This is a genomic window from Maribrevibacterium harenarium, assembly GCF_006385675.1.
In the GTDB taxonomy this organism is placed as follows: domain Bacteria; phylum Pseudomonadota; class Gammaproteobacteria; order Pseudomonadales; family Marinomonadaceae; genus Marinomonas; species Marinomonas harenarium.
Window position 1 is genome coordinate 1 of the sequence record NZ_VFRR01000018.1, and the last position, 18,054, is coordinate 18,054.

General features: G+C 48.6%; 8 protein-coding genes and 2 tRNA genes. 2 read left to right on the top strand and 8 right to left on the bottom strand.

Features of this window, described 5'->3' with window-relative positions; all coding sequences use genetic code 11:
* Positions 1 to 109 precede the first annotated feature (109 nt).
* The 3 genes from FJM67_RS10235 to FJM67_RS10245 form a co-directional block, all read right to left on the bottom strand.
* A tRNA-Met gene (locus FJM67_RS10235) sits at positions 110 to 186 on the bottom strand.
* A gap of 37 nt (positions 187 to 223) precedes the next feature.
* Positions 224 to 300 (bottom strand) — tRNA-Met (locus FJM67_RS10240).
* Between the two features lie 40 nt (positions 301 to 340).
* Positions 341 to 1,228 (bottom strand): hypothetical protein, encoded by an 888-nt coding sequence (locus FJM67_RS10245; protein WP_140589009.1) that lies wholly within the window; start codon positions 1,226 to 1,228, stop codon positions 341 to 343.
* A 145-nt stretch (positions 1,229 to 1,373) separates the two neighbouring features.
* Here FJM67_RS10245 and msrA point away from each other — a divergent pair, with 145 nt between their 5' ends.
* Both msrA and FJM67_RS10255 read left to right on the top strand, forming a co-directional pair.
* On the top strand, positions 1,374 to 2,033 hold the full coding sequence (gene msrA, locus FJM67_RS10250; RefSeq protein ID WP_140589010.1) for a peptide-methionine (S)-S-oxide reductase MsrA: 660 nt from the start codon (positions 1,374 to 1,376) through the stop codon (positions 2,031 to 2,033).
* A 95-nt stretch (positions 2,034 to 2,128) separates the two neighbouring features.
* Positions 2,129 to 2,578: an OsmC family protein gene (locus FJM67_RS10255; protein ID WP_140589012.1), complete on the top strand. Its 450-nt coding sequence runs from the start codon at positions 2,129 to 2,131 to the stop codon at positions 2,576 to 2,578.
* Positions 2,579 to 2,603: 25 nt separating this feature from the next.
* Here FJM67_RS10255 and recD read toward each other — a convergent pair whose 3' ends face one another.
* From recD to FJM67_RS17525, 5 genes are all read right to left on the bottom strand, one after another.
* On the bottom strand, positions 2,604 to 4,637 hold the full coding sequence (gene recD, locus FJM67_RS10260) for an exodeoxyribonuclease V subunit alpha (RefSeq protein ID WP_140589014.1): 2,034 nt from the start codon (positions 4,635 to 4,637) through the stop codon (positions 2,604 to 2,606).
* The gene (recB, locus tag FJM67_RS10265; protein ID WP_140589016.1) at positions 4,630 to 8,376 is read right to left on the bottom strand and encodes an exodeoxyribonuclease V subunit beta; all 3,747 of its coding nucleotides are present in this window, start codon (positions 8,374 to 8,376) and stop codon (positions 4,630 to 4,632) included. The genes recD and recB overlap by 8 nt, the downstream gene beginning before the upstream one ends.
* Complete coding sequence (gene recC, locus FJM67_RS10270) at positions 8,373 to 11,930, bottom strand: exodeoxyribonuclease V subunit gamma (protein ID WP_140589017.1); 3,558 nt, start codon at positions 11,928 to 11,930, stop codon at positions 8,373 to 8,375. The genes recB and recC overlap by 4 nt, the downstream gene beginning before the upstream one ends.
* Positions 11,931 to 12,086: 156 nt before the next feature.
* Positions 12,087 to 14,963: a beta strand repeat-containing protein gene (locus tag FJM67_RS10275; protein WP_140589019.1), complete on the bottom strand. Its 2,877-nt coding sequence runs from the start codon at positions 14,961 to 14,963 to the stop codon at positions 12,087 to 12,089.
* A gap of 18 nt (positions 14,964 to 14,981) precedes the next feature.
* On the bottom strand, positions 14,982 to 18,054 hold a 3,073-nt coding region (locus FJM67_RS17525; protein WP_181161475.1), incomplete at its 5' end, for a beta strand repeat-containing protein.

An 18,054-nucleotide genomic window follows, 5' to 3' on the forward strand; every position in this document is an offset into this window, starting at 1 on the left:
AGCCCGACGAGCTACCAGGCTGCTCCATCCCGCGTCATGTAAACTATTGATATAGCTGATAAATTTTCTTGAACTAGAAGAGAGTTATGTGACTAACTAAGTTGCTAATTGGTTGCGGGAGCCGGATTTGAACCGACGACCTTCGGGTTATGAGCCCGACGAGCTACCAGGCTGCTCCATCCCGCGCCAGATAGTTAGTCACTAACATTTTCGTTCAACACATTGGTTGCGGGAGCCGGATTTGAACCGACGACCTTCGGGTTATGAGCCCGACGAGCTACCAGGCTGCTCCATCCCGCGTCAATGTGGGTGCGAACTATACGGACGAGAGGTAGGTACGTCAAGCCCTTTTTTCAGATTTGTAGTTTTTTGACAACACAGGGTAACCAAGGAGGTCGCAGAAGTGGCGAATGCCAGAACGTTTAGACTGATGTTGATGGGCATACTGAGCCAATACACGGCGCATATCCAACGCCATGGTAGACCAGTTCTTCAATATTTGTAGGATAGGAAGCCCTTGCATACTGGACACAACCCAACCATTGTAGCCATTCACTACCCCCAAATGGGAACCAGTTTCGGCAACCACGACAACAGGTATGCCGAGGGCGTTCACTAGATCAACGCGGTTACCGGCAGGGTCACTGGCGGCACTAATCATCACTAAGCCCACTTCATGGAGTCCAGTGACGTCCCGTAGCTGCAACAGATCAGGATAAAGTGGCTCGGAGCACAACCCCAACTCATCAGCTTGGCAATGAAATACTACTGAGTTTACATCGTCCTCAAAATAACCGACTTTCTGCCCCTGATGCTCTTTTAGCGGTAAGTAGAAGAAGTCACAATCCTCTAAACACCACCGATGCTCATAGTTAATCCAATCCGAGACACGCTGCATAGCACTGGAAGCCACGGTTTTAAAGTGCATCCCGTCGGGCAGACGATTACAAATTATTTCGCATTTTAATGTTGGCCGTAAAAGATTTACCAGAAGATTTGGCTGGGAGCCGAACGAAATGAGATGTTTTGGTTTTTCTTGCTGCACCACATTAAACAAGGCACGCATGCTTGGTTTAATCTTGCCAAACTCAGGCGCGTGTTGAGTAGCCAGCTGAACTACTTTGACCGTTGCTGCGTAACTAGCAAGGGTTGACAGAAGTTCGTCGACGAAACACTCTAAGCAGGTGTTCGCTTGGCGACCATCCCATATGAGCAAAACGTCAGACATTTTCCATACACCCTATCGTTAAAATTTAAGACTAAAGTGTAAGATAGATTCCCGATTTCGTCGCGTCTGGTTGACGATATTTTGCTATGGGATGTTGTTTTTTGTAATGGTGTGTTAACTACGGCTACAGGTAGGAGAAATTAAGATGTTTGAAGCACTACAGGCTAAATTAGCTAAATGCCAAATTCCCGAACCCGCTGAAGCATTGCCGGGCCGCGAGATACCTCTCACGATATCGGGTATCCATGCAGTTAATGGAGACAACATATTGCGGAAGCTGACGGATACTGAAGGCGAAATCTATCTTGGCATGGGCTGCTTCTGGGGAGCCGAGCGCAAGTTTTGGAACACTCCTGGAGTAACCATCACTGCCGTAGGTTATGGCGGTGGCTACACACCAAACCCAACTTATGAAGAAGTCTGTACCGGCAAAACAGGCCATACTGAGCTGGTGCGCGTGGTTTTCGACAACAAACAGACCAACTTAGAACAAATCCTAAAAGTTTTCTGGGAAAATCATGATCCAACCCAAGGCCTGCGGCAAGGCAACGATATTGGCAGTCAGTATCGCTCAGCAATTTATTGGGTTAATGACGCCGACGCGGCAATCATACAAGCCAGTAAAGACAGTTATCAGCAACGCCTACTCCAAGGTGGTTTTGGCATGATCACCACCGAAGTGGATAGCCTTAAAGACTTCTACTATGGGGAGGAATACCACCAACAATACCTACATAAAAATCCCAACGGCTATTGTGGGCTTGGTGGTACCGGGGTGACTTGTCCAATTGGGGTGGCTATCTAGCAAGCCAATGATGCTATTTGCAATCAAAGTCTAAAAACCTTACCAATTAAGCAAAAACTAATGTTAGATTCAGCACATCAGCTTTAGGAGGAACTATGAGCGAATCAAAACAGTTTAGTGTTAACTTAGCTTTGGTAGATGGCTATAAATTTGAAGTCGATTTTGGGGAGGCTGGGACGTTAATCACTGACGAGCCGGCTCCTCTTGGGCACGGTGAAGGCCCTAATCCATCCCTACTGCTTGGCACCGCTGTCGCTAACTGCTTAGCCGCTAGCCTTATGTTTGCCATTCGCAAATTCAAAGAGGACCCTGGGCAAGTTAGCGCCAAGGTGACAGGCCAGTTCGAACGTATTGATCGACGACTACGGATTACCAGCTTAGAAGTCAGCTTGAACCTAGGGAACCACGCAGACAGCTTCACCCACCTTGATAGGGTGTTAGAACAGTTTGAGGAGTTCTGCGTCGTAACCCAAAGCGTTAAAGCAGGCATTCCGACGCAGGTCAAGGTATTTGACAGTGCAGGCAACCTTCTCAAAGGCGAATAACTGCACTGTAGAAGGTTACTCGTATTTAACGAATATACAGGTTCAGGCCACTGGCACGCTGAACCTGTTGGTTCATAGCCGTTTCCAGCACGTCATCATTACCACTAATCAAGGTGAAACGTGCTACCGAGCGGGTGATACCGGTATAAATAAGTTCTTTGGTAAGAATCGGCGACTGGTGATTGGGTAACATCAACGCCGTGTGCGTAAATTCCGAGCCTTGGGACTTGTGTACCGTCATGGCAAATACGGTTTCTACACTTTGGAGTCGGCTCGGCAACACCCAGCGTACGCCCCCTTTACCATCACTAAAGATGACCCGCTGTTTAAGCTCACCCTTCACTGGGTAAACCAAGCTGATGCCCACATCACCATTCATTAGATCAACACTGTAATCGTTTTGGGTCACCATCACGGGGCGACCTAAATACCACAGGTGCTCTACGTTCCCAAGTTTGCCATGTCGCACTAGGAGCTGTTCAATTTTGTGATTCAGGCCTTCTAGCCCCCACTCTCCTCGCCGTAAAGCAACAAGTAATTGGAATTGTCGATGGCTTTCTAACACCTGCTTGCCCCAGGCATTAAAAGCATCTGGATCGAATGTTTGTGGCCGCGCGGCAACACAATCTAGGTAATGGCCATAGCCTTCCACTAGTAGGTTGGCAACTTCTTTACTAAAGGAGCTATTCACGCCTTGAGGCTGATAGAAATGCCGCAAGATCGGCTCCGGTTGCTTACCACTCAAGGAAAAGATTTGCTTAAGCTCTGGCAGTTTCGGTGACGCGTCGGCGCGCTCCTCGTTAACCAAGGTCGCCAATTGATGAATATCCCCTCCTTCTTTGAAACGATAGCTGCGCCGCAACATGGCAACCGCTTGGTTAAGCATGGTGCCCTGTTCATTATGAAACGTCTTGGCAATCGGGGTCTGGCAAACATCTTCAATCCAGTTCATGGTTGGCTGGGTATAGCGGCCTTCGTTGGCACCACGACATAAGTCACCCAATACATAACCCGCTTCTACCGAGGCTAGCTGGTCTTTATCCCCCAGCAACACCACCCGGGTGGTGGGTTCGATACCATCAAATAGGGCAGCCATCATTTCAATATCGATCATGGAGGCTTCATCGACCACCACAACATCCGCCACCAGTGGGTTGGCTTTGTTATACTGAAACTGGCGCGAGCCAGGCTTTGGCCGTAAGAGGCGATGCAAGGTCATCACCTGTGTGGGGATAGTCCCTTTCAATTCGTCTGGTTTGATGTTACCTATCGCAGGGATCGCTAACCGGGCTAAGTTAGCGGCGATGGATTCATTCAAGCGAGCCGCCGCTTTGCCAGTGGGTGCGGCTAAACGGATCGCCAGTGGCGGTAGATTTTTGGTCAAACGCTGACCTTGTAATAAAGCCAAGAACCGTAACACGGTGGTAGTTTTACCAGTGCCGGGGCCACCGGTAATAATGGCAAAGTCGTTGTTTGCCGCAATACCGCAGGCGATACGCTGCCAATCAGTCTCGTTATCTAGCTGGTTCCCAGCAAATAGGATGTCCAGCAAACTGCGCACATCCCCATCGTCCAACCCACTGTGCCGTTTCAAACGGGTTTGAATGCCGTTGACGATGGTTTGCTCCGCACGCCAATAGCGACGCAGGTAAAGTAATGCTTGCCCACCGGCCTCCACCAATACAAGCGGAGTAGGCTCCCGATCCGTTCCGGTACCAACAACTCGGCAACAGCGCAGCTGGGTTAACCATGCTTCTAGCTCGATACTCTGCAAACACTGGAGCAGTTCTTGTTCCGCCATTAGGCGTTGTTTACTTTGCTCGGTGTCAGGTACATTAGCCTCATCGGTTTCCAGATAGCGGCTAGGGTCCGACAAGATAGCCGATAAATCTAAACACACTTGCCCCATCGCCGCACTATGGCTGGTCAGAGCAACCGCCAACATGACTCCTGGTGCCGTATCCGGCACCTCTTGGGCCAACCATTTCGCCAAGGCAGTATCCACATAGCGCAACAGGCCTGCCTCACTCCAGCGCTCCAACATCTGTGTATTAAACATTGGCGGCCTCCTCATCGTCCTGAGTTTCATAGTTGACACCAGCAAATAGCTTATCCAGCTTTTCAATCAGGGATTTTGGGGGCTTATCCATAACTAAACCTTGGGTTTCGGGGTTTTGCCAACCACGTAAAAAGAAATATACCGCCCCACCTATATGAGTATCGTAGTTGTAACCTTGGACTCGATCGCGCAAGTGCCGATGCAAGGCCAGCAAGTAGAGTACGTATTGCAAGTCATAGCGCTTTTTCAGCAAAGCTTGCTGCAAGGCAGAATCGTGGTACGCCTCATCCCCAGAGCCAAGGAAGTTACTCTTCCAATCCACAACGTAATAGCGCCCCTCAATCTCGGCTACCATATCGATAAAACCTTTTAACATGCCACTGATTCGTTGAAAGTTCGCCACCGGTCGCGGTGCACCTTGCCAGGTATGCTCACAAACCAGTTGGTCCATAAGACGGGTATTCACTTCATTGGCAGAAAACATAAACTCCATCTCAACGGCGACTTGCTGGGGTGTTAAGTCCGTTAATTTAAAGCTGGGGCCAGTACCATCTGGTAGGCGATTTAGCTGCCATTCTTGCTGTAAAAAGGCCGATAACCAATCAGATAAATCCTGAGCTTCGTGCTCCAAACCGCGATTACGGCAGCGTGCCCGCAAGGTGTTCAAACGCTGCTCGTTGTTTCGATGGGACGCAGCGGCGAATCCAAAATGGCCCTGACCTGATTCATCCATATAACGCTGCTCTGCAGCCCACTCAATTAGCCCATGAAGGAAGGTACCAATATGACTACCTTTAGGTAGGCGATGCATGATTGACCCTGAAGTGTCTAATTGCAGCTCTTGTCCAACAAAGGTGTCATCATCGTCGTTGGCCTGCTCATCTTTTGCAACTTCAGCGACGGTCTCCCCTTGATCCTTGGTTTTACTGCCGGAAAAGCTCAGTGCCGAATAGCTGGAAATCCACCATGGCTTAATGTCTTTATGAGTCACCTGCCTAGCAGGGCGATAGCTGTCTTGCTGCTGGGGCTGGAACGCCGATGCCATAGTAATGGGTTCAACCATAGTAAAGGCGTCGGTTAACCCAAAATATTGATTGAGTACCATGCCATCTTTGAACCCCATCAAGACATGGGCCGCTGATGTTAACTGGGCTGGTTCGTCTTTCTTCCCTTTGGGTTCTTCCACCGCCAACCATTGGGCACAAATACCGCGGGTCATAGCCACATAAAGCTTGCGCACATCTTCTGCGAGGCGCTCGGCATCCGCTTGTTCCAAGTCGTGGTCTTCCGGTTTCAAAGCCAATACCAAATTGCCTTTGTGATCGTGATAATCCACGTAGGCATCTTTCGCTTTTACTTCTCGAACGTGGTCAAAATAGGGCAACATAACGATTGGGTATTGGAGTCCCTTCGATTTGTGTACAGTCACCACTTGCACTAAGTCCGCATCGCTTTCTAAGCGCTGTTGGGTGCTTTCCACTCCGGACTTTTCCGCAGTGATGCATTGCTCTAAATGGTGGATCAACGCCTGCTGACCATGAATGGTTTCAGTGGCTTGTTGTAGCAGCTCGGTAATGTGAAACAAGTCCGTGATTGAACGCTCCCCATTGGGAGCCGACAAATAGCGGGCTGCCACCTTCCGATCGTAGTAGAAGCGGTGCAATACAGCCATGATCCCAAATTGGTGCCAATGCTGGTGGTAGGAACGGAACAGCTCGATTTGCTCTTCCCAGAAGACTTCATCCCGATTAAGTCGATCCAACTGATCCAGCTGCATCCCCATCAATCGGGTACCGAGCGCAATGCGTAGGTGGAAGCTATTAAACGGCTCCGCCATGGCACGCAGTACCGCCAGTACATCGTTAGCTTCGTCCGTATCGAACACATCGTTGCTGTCCGATAGGTACACGCTCGACACACCTAACTGAAATAAAGCGCGGCGAATTTGCTTGGCTTGAGTACCATTGTGTACCAAGATAGCAAAATCACTGGGCACCAGTGGCCGACGGCCTTTGCCCACATCTAATTGAGCACTCCCAGCTTGGGAGAGAGTGAGCCAGTTGGCAACTTCGTTGGCGGTCATCTCGGCTCTGTCCCATTTTTGTTCTACGCCGTCCTCGTCGGTAGGCGGCGTGAACCACAAGCATTGTTCTGGGTACTTTTCATCATTCAAATACAAGCCAATTTCAGCACTACGACCCGCATTAACCGGATGAAACCCGATAGGGTTACGCTCTTTGCTTTTAAAGAGAAACGCCCCTTTTGGGTGATTTTCCTCGGCGAACTCAAAGTAAGCATTCACCTTTTCCACCAACCCTGGCGCAGATCGGAAGTTCGTATTCAGGGTATATTGGCGGTCACCGGTATCTTGCTTGGCAGCCAAGTAAGTGAAAATATCCGCCCCGCGGAAGCGGTAAATAGCCTGTTTTGGGTCGCCAATCATAAAAAAGCCGGTTTGTGGATAGGGGTCAGCGACACGATAAATCTGATTGAAAATACGGTATTGAACCGGGTCCGTATCCTGAAACTCATCCACCAGTGCGACGGGGAATTGCTGGCGAATCACTTCAGCAAGGCGCCCCCCTCCGGGGCCCTGTAACGCTTGATCCAATTTGATCAGTAGATCATTTTGGCTTAACACCCCTTGCTGGGCTTTCTCGTCTTCGACACGCTTGGCGATCCAGTGAACCGCATGGGCGATAAGGTATTCCCTTGGGGTCGTTAGGGCTTTGATTTGCTCGGGCAAGTCGGCCAGCACTTTAGCAGCATCGGAGCTAATAGGAATGTTAGAAGGGTCATGCCAGATGCTGGTATCAACTAGGGCTATCTTATCAAACGTCTTGCCCTTGAAAAGGCTAGGCAGCAAATCAAGCTCTTCTTGCTCCGTGGCTCCCCATTGACTCAATTTCGCCAGAGTATCACTTAGATGGTTCTTTTTAAGTGAGGCCGCCTTGTAAAGTTTAGCCTTATTGGCCGCGGCAAACTCCTGTTCCAATACTGGAATGGCTTGCGTTACTGCTTCCTTAAGGGCTTGGATTGCTTCTTTACGTTCTTTCAAGATAGCAACAATACGAGCCCCTAAATCTGGGTCCACTTGCGGGATACTCTCCACCTGATAGATCAGCCCTTTCGCCAATTGATAAAGTGCGTCCGGCGCTTTAAAAAAGGACAATACTTGGCGCAATGGTTCTTCCTGTAATGGGAAAATATTCTCCCGCCAATAGTCTTCACAGGCTTGAATGATCAGGGGCTTTTCGTTTTCTACCAATGTTTGGCTAAAGCTCAAACCACTGTAGAACGCGTGCTCCGACAATACACGGCTACACCAAGAGTGAATGGTCGATACCGCTGCTTCGTCCATCCATTCCGCGGCGATATCAAGCTGGCGAGCTGCGCTGCTAAGGTCCTGCTGGGCGAGGGTATCTTGTTTCAACGTGATGAGTAGGTCGTCTACCTGCTGATCGGTTAGATCCCCTCGAAAGTAGGAAGCCGCTTCCACTAAACGGGCACGGATACGGTCCCGCAGTTCCCGGGTCGCGGCTTTGGTAAAGGTTACTACCAGGATATTCGGTGGCAGCAGCGGTTTATCGAATCTATTTTGGCCGCCGTGTTGCAGCACTAAACGCAAATACAACAAGGCCAACGTATAGGTTTTGCCCGTACCGGCACTGGCTTCAATCAATGCCGAGCCAGATAAGGGGAACGTCAATGGCGCTAAAATATGGGCAGGCTGACTCATGCTTCTTCCTCCTTAAAGTAGTCCAGCAGTGGCTTACACAGCGTCAGGCTGTATTGGCTTAACTCATTCAGTTGTTCATCCCTAAGCGGGTCATGGAAATGCTGTGAGGCATAATGATTGCGCGACACATCGTCATCTAAAAAGCTTTTACTCATGGCATTTTCGTCATTGCGAATGACCCGAGTCATACCAGCGTTTATGCCAAAACACACAGGAGTATGCATGGCTTCTAACCAGCAACTGATCAACGTATCTAGGTACTCTCTGGCGGTTTGCTCGGTCATGGCGCGTAAACGGATATCGCCACTAGGAGACATTAACTGGGTTGTGATACCTCCGCCATGTACCAGGTTGGCAACAATGTGTTTGACCCAGCCAGCTAGGACATTGCGCCAGCACACCTTGTTCTCCTTGTCATTGGGGGTGATATCACGGTCGATCTCCCCTTGCCCTATGATCACCTGGTTATAAAGTTTGGAGGCTTGCAAGATAAACTGCATTTTGTATTCGTTTGTATTGCCGTACTCGTCGCGCTCCACGTACTGATACAAGCGTTCTAAATCATCTTGGTAAACCAAAGCGCCCCCTGTCCCGGTAAATGTTAGGGTCGCTTGGCGTAGGGTATCTTCGATCAACGCAGCGGACTCAATGGCTTTACGCCAGCCAAAGTAAGCGGACTTAACCCGATCCGGGTATAGGGCGTCCCGACGAATCTGGGCAAACGCCCCCCCCTGTAGCTCTCCCGCCGCGATCTGATGACGTAGACTGGCTTCCACTTGCCGGTCCCATTCACTGTGATCAAGCTGGTATTTTTTACCGAGTTGCAACATACGGTCATGGATTTGCCAGACTTCAAGGCCGGTGGCATCGAAGTTTTCCACGACCTTGGTTTCCTCGATTTCGCTAGGCTTTTTGATATCTAGCCGTTCGGCGTACATGGCATCGACCGGGCTTTTTAAGAATAGTGCTAGCTTGCCTATATTGAGTGGCGCGTCGGGTAGCCAGTCTGGCAGGCGTATTTTCTCACGTTTAGGCTCATCGCTTTCCCCGGAGTAAGCCGTCTGCCATTCACTTTGATAGGTGAAATAGTCGGACGCCGAACTAAAGTAGCGCCGACTAAATGGCTGTAATGGGAAGACGTCGGTAAGCGAGTCCGTGAGCTTGTCATTAGCCCAAGCCTTGTTGAGGTAGTCTTTTAACTGCCCAACTAATACCGAGGGTGGTTGTTCGGTATTGTCTTTGGCGCTGCGCCCTTGCCAGCTGATGACCAATTTATCCCGCGCCGATAGCACGGCTTCTAGGAACAGATAACGGGCATCTTCCCGACGGGAACGATCCCCTGGGCGATAGTCCCCTACCATTAGGTCGAAATCCATCGGAGTACTAACCTGTGGGTAGTCCCCATCGTTCATGCCGATTAAATACACCTGTTTAAAGGGGATTGCCCGCATGGGCATCAGTGTCGCGAAGTTGATGGAACCGGCCAAAAAGCGCTGACTTAGGGATGGTTCGTCGAGCTGCCCCATAAAGGCTTCCTGCAACACCTCGACATTCACCAGCTCATCGTCTACGCCACTACCGTGGATTTGTTCCAACAAGCCCTCTATTTGGTCTTGAATACGGTTGTAGATACGCTGCTCACCATCCGTTTCTGGGGTGAAAAACTGTTCTAAGGTTTGTCTTAGGGCATCCCCCCATTCCTGCAACGAGTGAGGCTGACTGACAAAATCCCAATGGCTGGTAATCCTATCGATCAATTGATGCAGCTGGCCCAGCAGTACCGCTTCGATCCCCCCAATTTCACCATAGGGCAGCACCTCATGCCATTGTTCCTCATCTCCCATGGCATAACCTAGCAGCATACGCTTTAAACCGAACAGCCAAGTATTTTGCTCATCAGCTAGGGCTAAACCGAGGCTTTGGCGCTGTTGGCGGTTTAAGCCCCAGCGAATATTGGCACTTTCAATCCAATTCTTTAGTAGTGGGACTTGCTCTTCTTTAATCGAGAAACGGCGGCGCACTGCAGCCACATCAAGTAGTGATAGTAAGTCTGTGGCGGCAAAACGAGAGCGAGTAATACTTAACAAAGCTTCAAACGCTGCCACCAACGGATGCTGTTGACGGGCACTTTGATCCGCAATGTGAAAGGGTAAATAGCGCTTCTCTGGATCGGAGTCATCCGAAAACCTCGGATAGCGACCAAATACCGCCTCAATATGGGGAACATAGGCGTTGATATCCGGAGCCATGATCAAAATGTCCCGCGGTTGCAATGGCTCGCCACCTTGGGCGGCTAGCTCGAATTCCGCCAATAATTGATCGTGTAGTACCTCGATTTCCCGCTGACGGCTATGGGTTTCAATAAATCGCAAGCTTCTATCCGTTGTAACATCGACCAAACGCTCTAGGGGCTTGGCGTCTTCCACCCCACGTAGATGAAAGATGTCATCCTGCAACTGTTGCAATAAGGTCGCCGTACCCGGTGCCTCGAACAGGTCTATTTTGCTATCGACAAAGAAGCCTCGGTACTGATCTGGGCTGTCTTTCTCTTCCAAAGAATGGAGATAATCCCGCCCTAGTTTCCCCCAAGAAGCGAGCAGCGGATTACCGTAAAGATGGGCTTCTTCTAGTGAAAGCTCTGGTTTGTCTTTACGACCTTCGCGCAGTGGTCGGCGGGATTGGGCTTGGCGCAATAGCTGACGCCCTTCGATTAAGTCTCCCCAATAGTATTCACTGGGGTTCAGGGTAAATAGCAGAACTTGAGTAAATGGGGCGATGGCTTGCAAGACTTCTAGAGTTTGATTGGGCAACGACGATAAGCCAAATACTACTATTCGCCGTGGTAAACCCGCTAAATGGGTATGCTCGGCACAGTAGCGTAGAAAATCCTGATGGATTTGGGAGCGGTTGACGACCTTGCGCTTGCCGGGGGCAAACTCTGGATCAGCCGCCACATCGGCCACCAACAGCCGCCATAACTTGGGCTGCCAAGTTTGCTCTTCCGGTACGGCTTTACCTTTGATTGGATCTTGCTCCGGTATGGGTAAGGTATCGATACCTTCTTGCCAAGCTTGTAGCCAATCCGCCCGATAGACTTGGTATTGGTCAAATAATTTAGCGATACGCTGAGCTAAGACGAAACGACGTTGGGCTGGGCTCGTCCCCGTTTCCATAAAATGGAGCAAGGATTGGTAGCAACCGTCTTGATTGTATAACTCTAGGGAGTTGAGCAGCCGGAACAATCGCCAGGTCATAGGGCGAAGATCATAGGGGGACTGGGTGTCGAGCTCCCAAAATGCGGCCCGATAAGCCTGCCAAACAAACCGACCCGGTAACTCCACCTTAATCGCTGCGGCAATACCACAGCCACCATCGGATTCATCCTGCGCTAAAGCCTGCTGCAACCACTGGGCGATACCGTTACTTTGCACCAGAAACACATCGGTCTCTAATGGTTTTAGTGGGTAGCGTTTCACCCATTGCACCAAGACTTCTTTCAACGATTCAAGGCGATTTCCTTGAATGACCATCAATCCCGTCGGCCAATCGCTCACGGCAGCACTCCCCTATTGGTTCAAACATTAGGGGCATACTATACCAGCGTCACGACAAATTGCGTCGTATCGGAGCAGCAAAAGATAAGCCAAAACAAAAAGCCCATTCACCGAAGCGAATGGGCTTTTGCAGAACTAGACAGCAGAGGTCAACGATTAACCATCTGGGTTAATCGTGTACTCTTGGTCTTGGAAGATGACGGTGATGGTATCAGATGCAGAGATATCCGTGCTGTCCGCTCCAAATATCGCCACTTCCTGCTCATTACCAGCACTGCCGATTGTCAAATGCTGAGTGCCGTCATCATCAGACGACAGACCTACATTCGACTCAAGGAAGGCTTTCACAGCGTCTTGATCTTCCCCATTTACATCTTCTGGTAACACCAACAGATCCGAAATATCCAACGCATCTTCCGACTTGTTGAAGTCCATAATCACATCTTGAGTGAAGCCATCGGACAAATCCGTATCGTTATCTAGGATAAAGATATCTTCACCAGCACCGCCGATTAACGTATCAACCGCCTCATCATCACCACCGAACAAGACATCATCACCGGCATTACCAAGCAAGGTATCTTCACCAGACGTGCCGGTTAAGAAGTCGTCGCCGGATGTGCCAAAGATGCTGTCTGCATCAGACTCTCCAAATACGCTAGTGTCATCAAGTGTGACTTCGGCGCTAATGGCAGACGTATCAATTACCTCATCTGCCTCGATCACCAACCCAGAGATTGAAGTCTCACCATCCGCCAAGCTGACTTTGTACGTTCCATCCGCTTCTGCAGAAAGTGTCGCCCCTGCGTAGGTTACGGTTAGCCCCGACGCACTTGGGATCGTGACCGAAACGAAGTTGCCATCGTTGGATGATTCTAGGTCTTTCACCGCCACATCCACACTGTATTTGTGTACTGTGCCAGAGGTAATCGGCGATGTTAGAACAATCTCGTCTACATCAGTCGACAATGACGAAGTACGAAGCGTTACAGCACCGTCGATATTGTTGCCTGTATCGGTAACAAATCCGTCATTTAACTGAATAGACTCGAAGTTCTTAGTATTGGAGCGGATGTTGTCGACATTATTGTTGTAGTCTGCAAGGGTGTAGCTTGCTAAGTACACTTTATCAACACCATCACCACCGTCCAATTTGGCATTTACTTGGCCATTCACATACAAGTAATCATTATCTTCGCCTAAATAAACCTGACCATAGTTTGTCTCAGAATCGGCATTGTCGTTCATTAAAAATACCGAATCATTTCCATCTCCGGTTTCAATTTTACCTTGAGATGAATGACCTTCGATAATTAATTCATCATCACCGGAGCCTGTCGAAATATTACCGTGAACATTACCACCAATTGCGATGTTGTCGTTGTCACTTCCTGTATTAATGCCGTCGTAACTATTTAGATTCCCGCCAATTACAACATCGTCAGCACCAGAATCGGTCGTAATTTTCGCATTGACGTTTCCTGCAATTTCAACAGTATCATCACCTTCACCAGAACTGATTGAAGCATTCGAATTAGTATTGCCACCAACACGGATTTCATCTGCATCATCACCAAGATCTACTGAGGCATTAACATCACCTTTCACAAGTAGTGTATCTTGACCAGCATCAGTTGATACATGTGCATTCACATTACCACTAACTTGCAACGTATCATCACCATTATCGGTATCGATAGAGCCATTAGTGTTGCCACCAACATAGATACTATCTTTACCGTTACCGGACTGAATCTCACCAGAATTCTGCATTAGAACGATGGTGTCATCACCTGTACCAGAACTGATCTTACCTGCAGTCGCATCGGCATCATTAGTATTCTCAACAAATACCGTGTTATCACCGTTGCCAAGCGTAATCTGGCTCGACGTTGTACCTCCAATTCGAACTTTGTCATCACCACCATCTAGATCAATGGAACCAGTATTATTTCCATCAACGTTGATTTCAGTATGACCTGAACTACTGTCGATCTTGTTGGAGTTATCTCCATGAATACGAACTTTATCGTCACCAGTACCTAACTTAATTTCTGATGAGTTATTGCCGCCGATTTCAAGTTCGTCATTATTCCCTCCCAAGGAGATAGAAGCGCTGTTACTTCCTTCAACATACACTTCATCTTTACCATCGCCGGTTGTAATTGATCCAGAGTTATTACTACCACCGACATAAACAGTATTGTCACCGTGACTAACATCAATCGTACTGTTGCTGCTGCCCCCAATAACGACCGTATCATCACCTGAGTTAGCTTTAATCCCTTTACTATTATGGTTACCATCAACTTGAAGTTGGTTGTCACCATTACCTAAGTCAATTTCAACAGAAGAATTACCTTCTATATGAACCCAATCAGCACTATCACCAGTTGATATTGAACCGCTGGCATAACTACCTTCTACCAGAATAGTGTCTTCACCATTTTTAGTATTAAGCGTTCCGCCATTGTTCGTACCGTGGTAAACGTAGTTATCATCTGCGCCGGTGCCATTCTCATTATTCCAATTATTGGAAGAGAACTCTTTGTTTTCGCCATTGAACCTAGAGCCAGTACTTTCCTTGGATCCAATGGACGAGTTTTTAGAGTCAAGCCCTTGATACCATGAATCACCTAACGAACTCTGATCATTGACAGTCACCGCCACAGTAGGCGTAGACAAACCAATATTGCTAGATACATTCAAGGAGACTGTTGCTGTGTCCGTTCCACCCTGACCATCTGATACTGTGTAATCAAATGATGCCTCACCGCTGTAACCCACTTTTGGTGTAAACACTACATCACCATTGCTGTTGATGTAGGCGTAACCGTTTTGGACATTGTCAAGGGCAACAATGGATAATGAGTCATCATCAATATCTGTGTCATTCGCCAATAAGTCATCAGCGCTGATGATCACTGCATTACCAGTAGTAGAAAGCAACGCATCCTCACTACCACTACGCAATATCGTACTATCAAGTGTGAAGTAGTCACCGCCATCTTTGCTTAGCTCTGGCTGGAACACATAGGTACCACCCTGATCCTACCAAAGCATTTCGATACTGTGGTACCCATCTTCCGCGACGACAAAGGTTGAATGCTCGGTCGTTTTAGCAGTCTGGTTGTTAGTTACCGTAGCAACAGCCGCACCATCTACCTTAATTTGATAACCATCATCGGCATACACTTTGAAGTTATAAGTACCTGCTTCAAGGTACACGTAACCGGACAAGCGAATGCCGCCGTCAGAAGTGTTGCCTGGATCAGTACTCAAGGTCGCCGCATCGGAGCCAAGGAAGTTCTGAAGATTTGTCCCTTGACTTACCGTACCAGTACCTTGGTTATAGTTAACATTTGCGGCCACGAAGGTCGCGTCCGCCTGCTTACCAGCTATCAATGCTTCAAAATCAGCAAGATTGTCAATTTGCTCATTGATACCGAAATACTCACCACTCAACCCTGCGAAGGTAGATGGCATATCGTCATTAGCTACCGGGGCTGAGTTAGGGTACTCAACAGTAATCGTAAGAGTGTTGTCTACAACGTCACCATCTCCATCACGTACCTGATAGGTAAAGATGGCATTAGCCGACTGTCCAGCCCCAATACCATCGCCAAAGGCTGCAGATGGTGTGAAGCTATAACTGCCGTCGCTATTGATCACCAAGGTACCATCATCGTTAGAAATGGTATCGGCGACTACTACCCCACCATCAGCACCGGCATCTTCATTCAATGTAACGGTACCGGTGATCGCAGCATAACCGTCGCTAACCACTTCTACTTTAGCTGCGATCGAAGCAACGCTGGTTTCATTCTCTTCGGTAGATAGGTTTGCACTTATCTGCCCGTTTTCATCCATAAAGCCAGCTAAGGACACTTTATAAACTGAACCATCTACGGTTACCTCGGTAGAAGACAGATTCGTTAAGCGCACTACATCCGCACTTGACGTATTGGAGTTCAGCGTAGCATCATAAGCCAAGTCTGCCGTTAAGGTGACTGGCACATCCTGCCCCGCGATATTCACGTTCAACTCGTAAGTCAGCGTCGAAGTTTCCAGTGACTTGTAAGAGGTACTGATCGGTGTATTTACATGAGTAAACTCGCCAATAGCGAATGTGACATTGGTATCAACAGATGTTAGAGAACCACTGTCTACAACAGCCAAGCTAGTAGCAATACCATCGTTGTCATTCCATTTCACCTGGTCTATTAACAAGTCATCATCAGTTTGTTTCTGCTCAGTAACATCATAGCCACTGCTTTCAAATGAGTTATTAGCAAACCCACCTTGTATAGAAGTTACTGAGAATTGAGAAACGGCTGAGCGAGCAAGCTCAACTGTATCCATCGTTGTAGCCGTAACTGGAGCATCATCTTCAACGCGTACCGTTACATTTGCCGAATCCGACAACTCTCCATCTGATACCGTCACACCAAAGTCGAAGGAGAGGACATCTTCCCCGCTATCGGCGTGATCTACAGGACCGGATAAAGTAACCACGTAACGCCCTTCGCCATTAGCAAGATCGGTTACCTCTACTTTAATAACTTCCGAGCCATCAGCAGAGCCAACTAGCGCACCGTTCACGGTTGCCCAAGTAACTGCCTGACCACCAGAGGTGATGTTAGTCGTCGGTGCTTGCAAGGTAACGGTCAAACCACTTAGATCCGTATCCACATCAGACACTGTAAATGTACCAGTGAAACTAGTGGCATCGGTCGTATCAGACGTACCAGTCGTATCTGGGTTGGCGTGTTCAAGACCTTCTTCAGATACCGTTGCTACTGCATCAGTCAAAGTCAGCTCTGGAGCGTCGTTTACCGGAGAAATAGAGACGGTTGCTGTAGCCGTTCCGATATTGCCGTAGGCATCGACTGTTGAGTAAGAAATTACTACTTCGCCTGTTACGTCTGCTGCTGGCGTGAAGGTTACCGTACCATCGGAATTCACTACAACAGAGCCCTTGGTTTCATCAACTTGAGCAGAAGTTACTGAAGAACCTGCTTCATCGTTAGCTAACACATTAAGGATGACTGACGTATCCTCATTAGCAACACCAGAGTCATTAGCTGTCTGTGCTGTTGCATCAACAACTACCTGATCTGTGCCTGTTTGAGTGCCGGTAGAAAGCTTGGCCGAGATAACAATTGAACTACCATCTGCCGTATCCACGAAGATACTTGTGTCGATGTATCCGTTAGCAAAATCGTTCGATGACACAGTGATGAACATAGAACCGTCATCATCATTCGCGAATACTTCTACTGTATCTCCTACCTTGGCGCCTAATGGTAAGGAAATACGTAGATTCATTGCACCTTGGTCTTCAGAGGCACTTAAGATGCCATCATTATTGGAATCTTCAAGAATCGTCACCGCAGGCGTAAACAATTGATCAATGGTGTAGGTGTTACCACCAATCTTGACATTTTCAACATCGATCAAGAGAACAATATCACCTGTGTCACCACGGGTGATCTGCAGATGACCATTATCATCAACAACAAAAGTAGCCTGAGAAGCGTCAAAGTTCTGGAAGATAACCGTATCGGTACCGGCACCACCATCGACGGTCAACGCGTCGTTGGCATCGTTTGTACCAATAGTAATCTGATCGTTACCTGAACCAGTGAGAACATAATCATCACCGACCTCTGTCGCAATACCACTCCAAGTACCATGCCAGTAATGGGCGACATTCGAATCCGCACTGGTGTTACCGGCCGCATCAGTCTGAGTTACTTTAAAGAACTCATTGTCGTTGACCGGTGTATCAGTAAGACTTGAAACATCAAGCGTCCAAGTACCATCCTCTGAAACCGTAGTGGTTACAGATTCAAGCTCTGTATATTGACCAGTCTGGGTTTCATTGCCATTAGTCGTTGAGCTTGCGATCACCCAAAGAGTGATTGTTGCGCCCGGCTCGCCAGTACCGTGAAGCGTCACAGTCGAGTAATCCGACGAAGCTGAGTCGTCGGTAATGTTGGTGATGACTGGGGCGTCAGGTGGAGTTGCATCCGTTAGGTTGATGGTGAACGTCGCTTTCGAGCTGCTGCCATCCGTTGACGTCGCTGTGATCTCGATGGTCGGAGCCGTATCGCTTTCGTAA

Bases quoted from the DNA above. Each gene is read 5' to 3' on its own strand.
- FJM67_RS10245 (WP_140589009.1), bottom strand. From the start codon at position 1,228: ATGTCTGACGTTTTGCTCATATGGGATGGTCGCCAAGCGAACACCTGC.
- msrA (WP_140589010.1), top strand. From the start codon at position 1,374: ATGTTTGAAGCACTACAGGCTAAATTAGCTAAATGCCAAATTCCCGAA.
- FJM67_RS10255 (WP_140589012.1), top strand. From the start codon at position 2,129: ATGAGCGAATCAAAACAGTTTAGTGTTAACTTAGCTTTGGTAGATGGC.
- recD (WP_140589014.1), bottom strand. From the start codon at position 4,637: ATGTTTAATACACAGATGTTGGAGCGCTGGAGTGAGGCAGGCCTGTTG.
- recB (WP_140589016.1), bottom strand. From the start codon at position 8,376: ATGAGTCAGCCTGCCCATATTTTAGCGCCATTGACGTTCCCCTTATCT.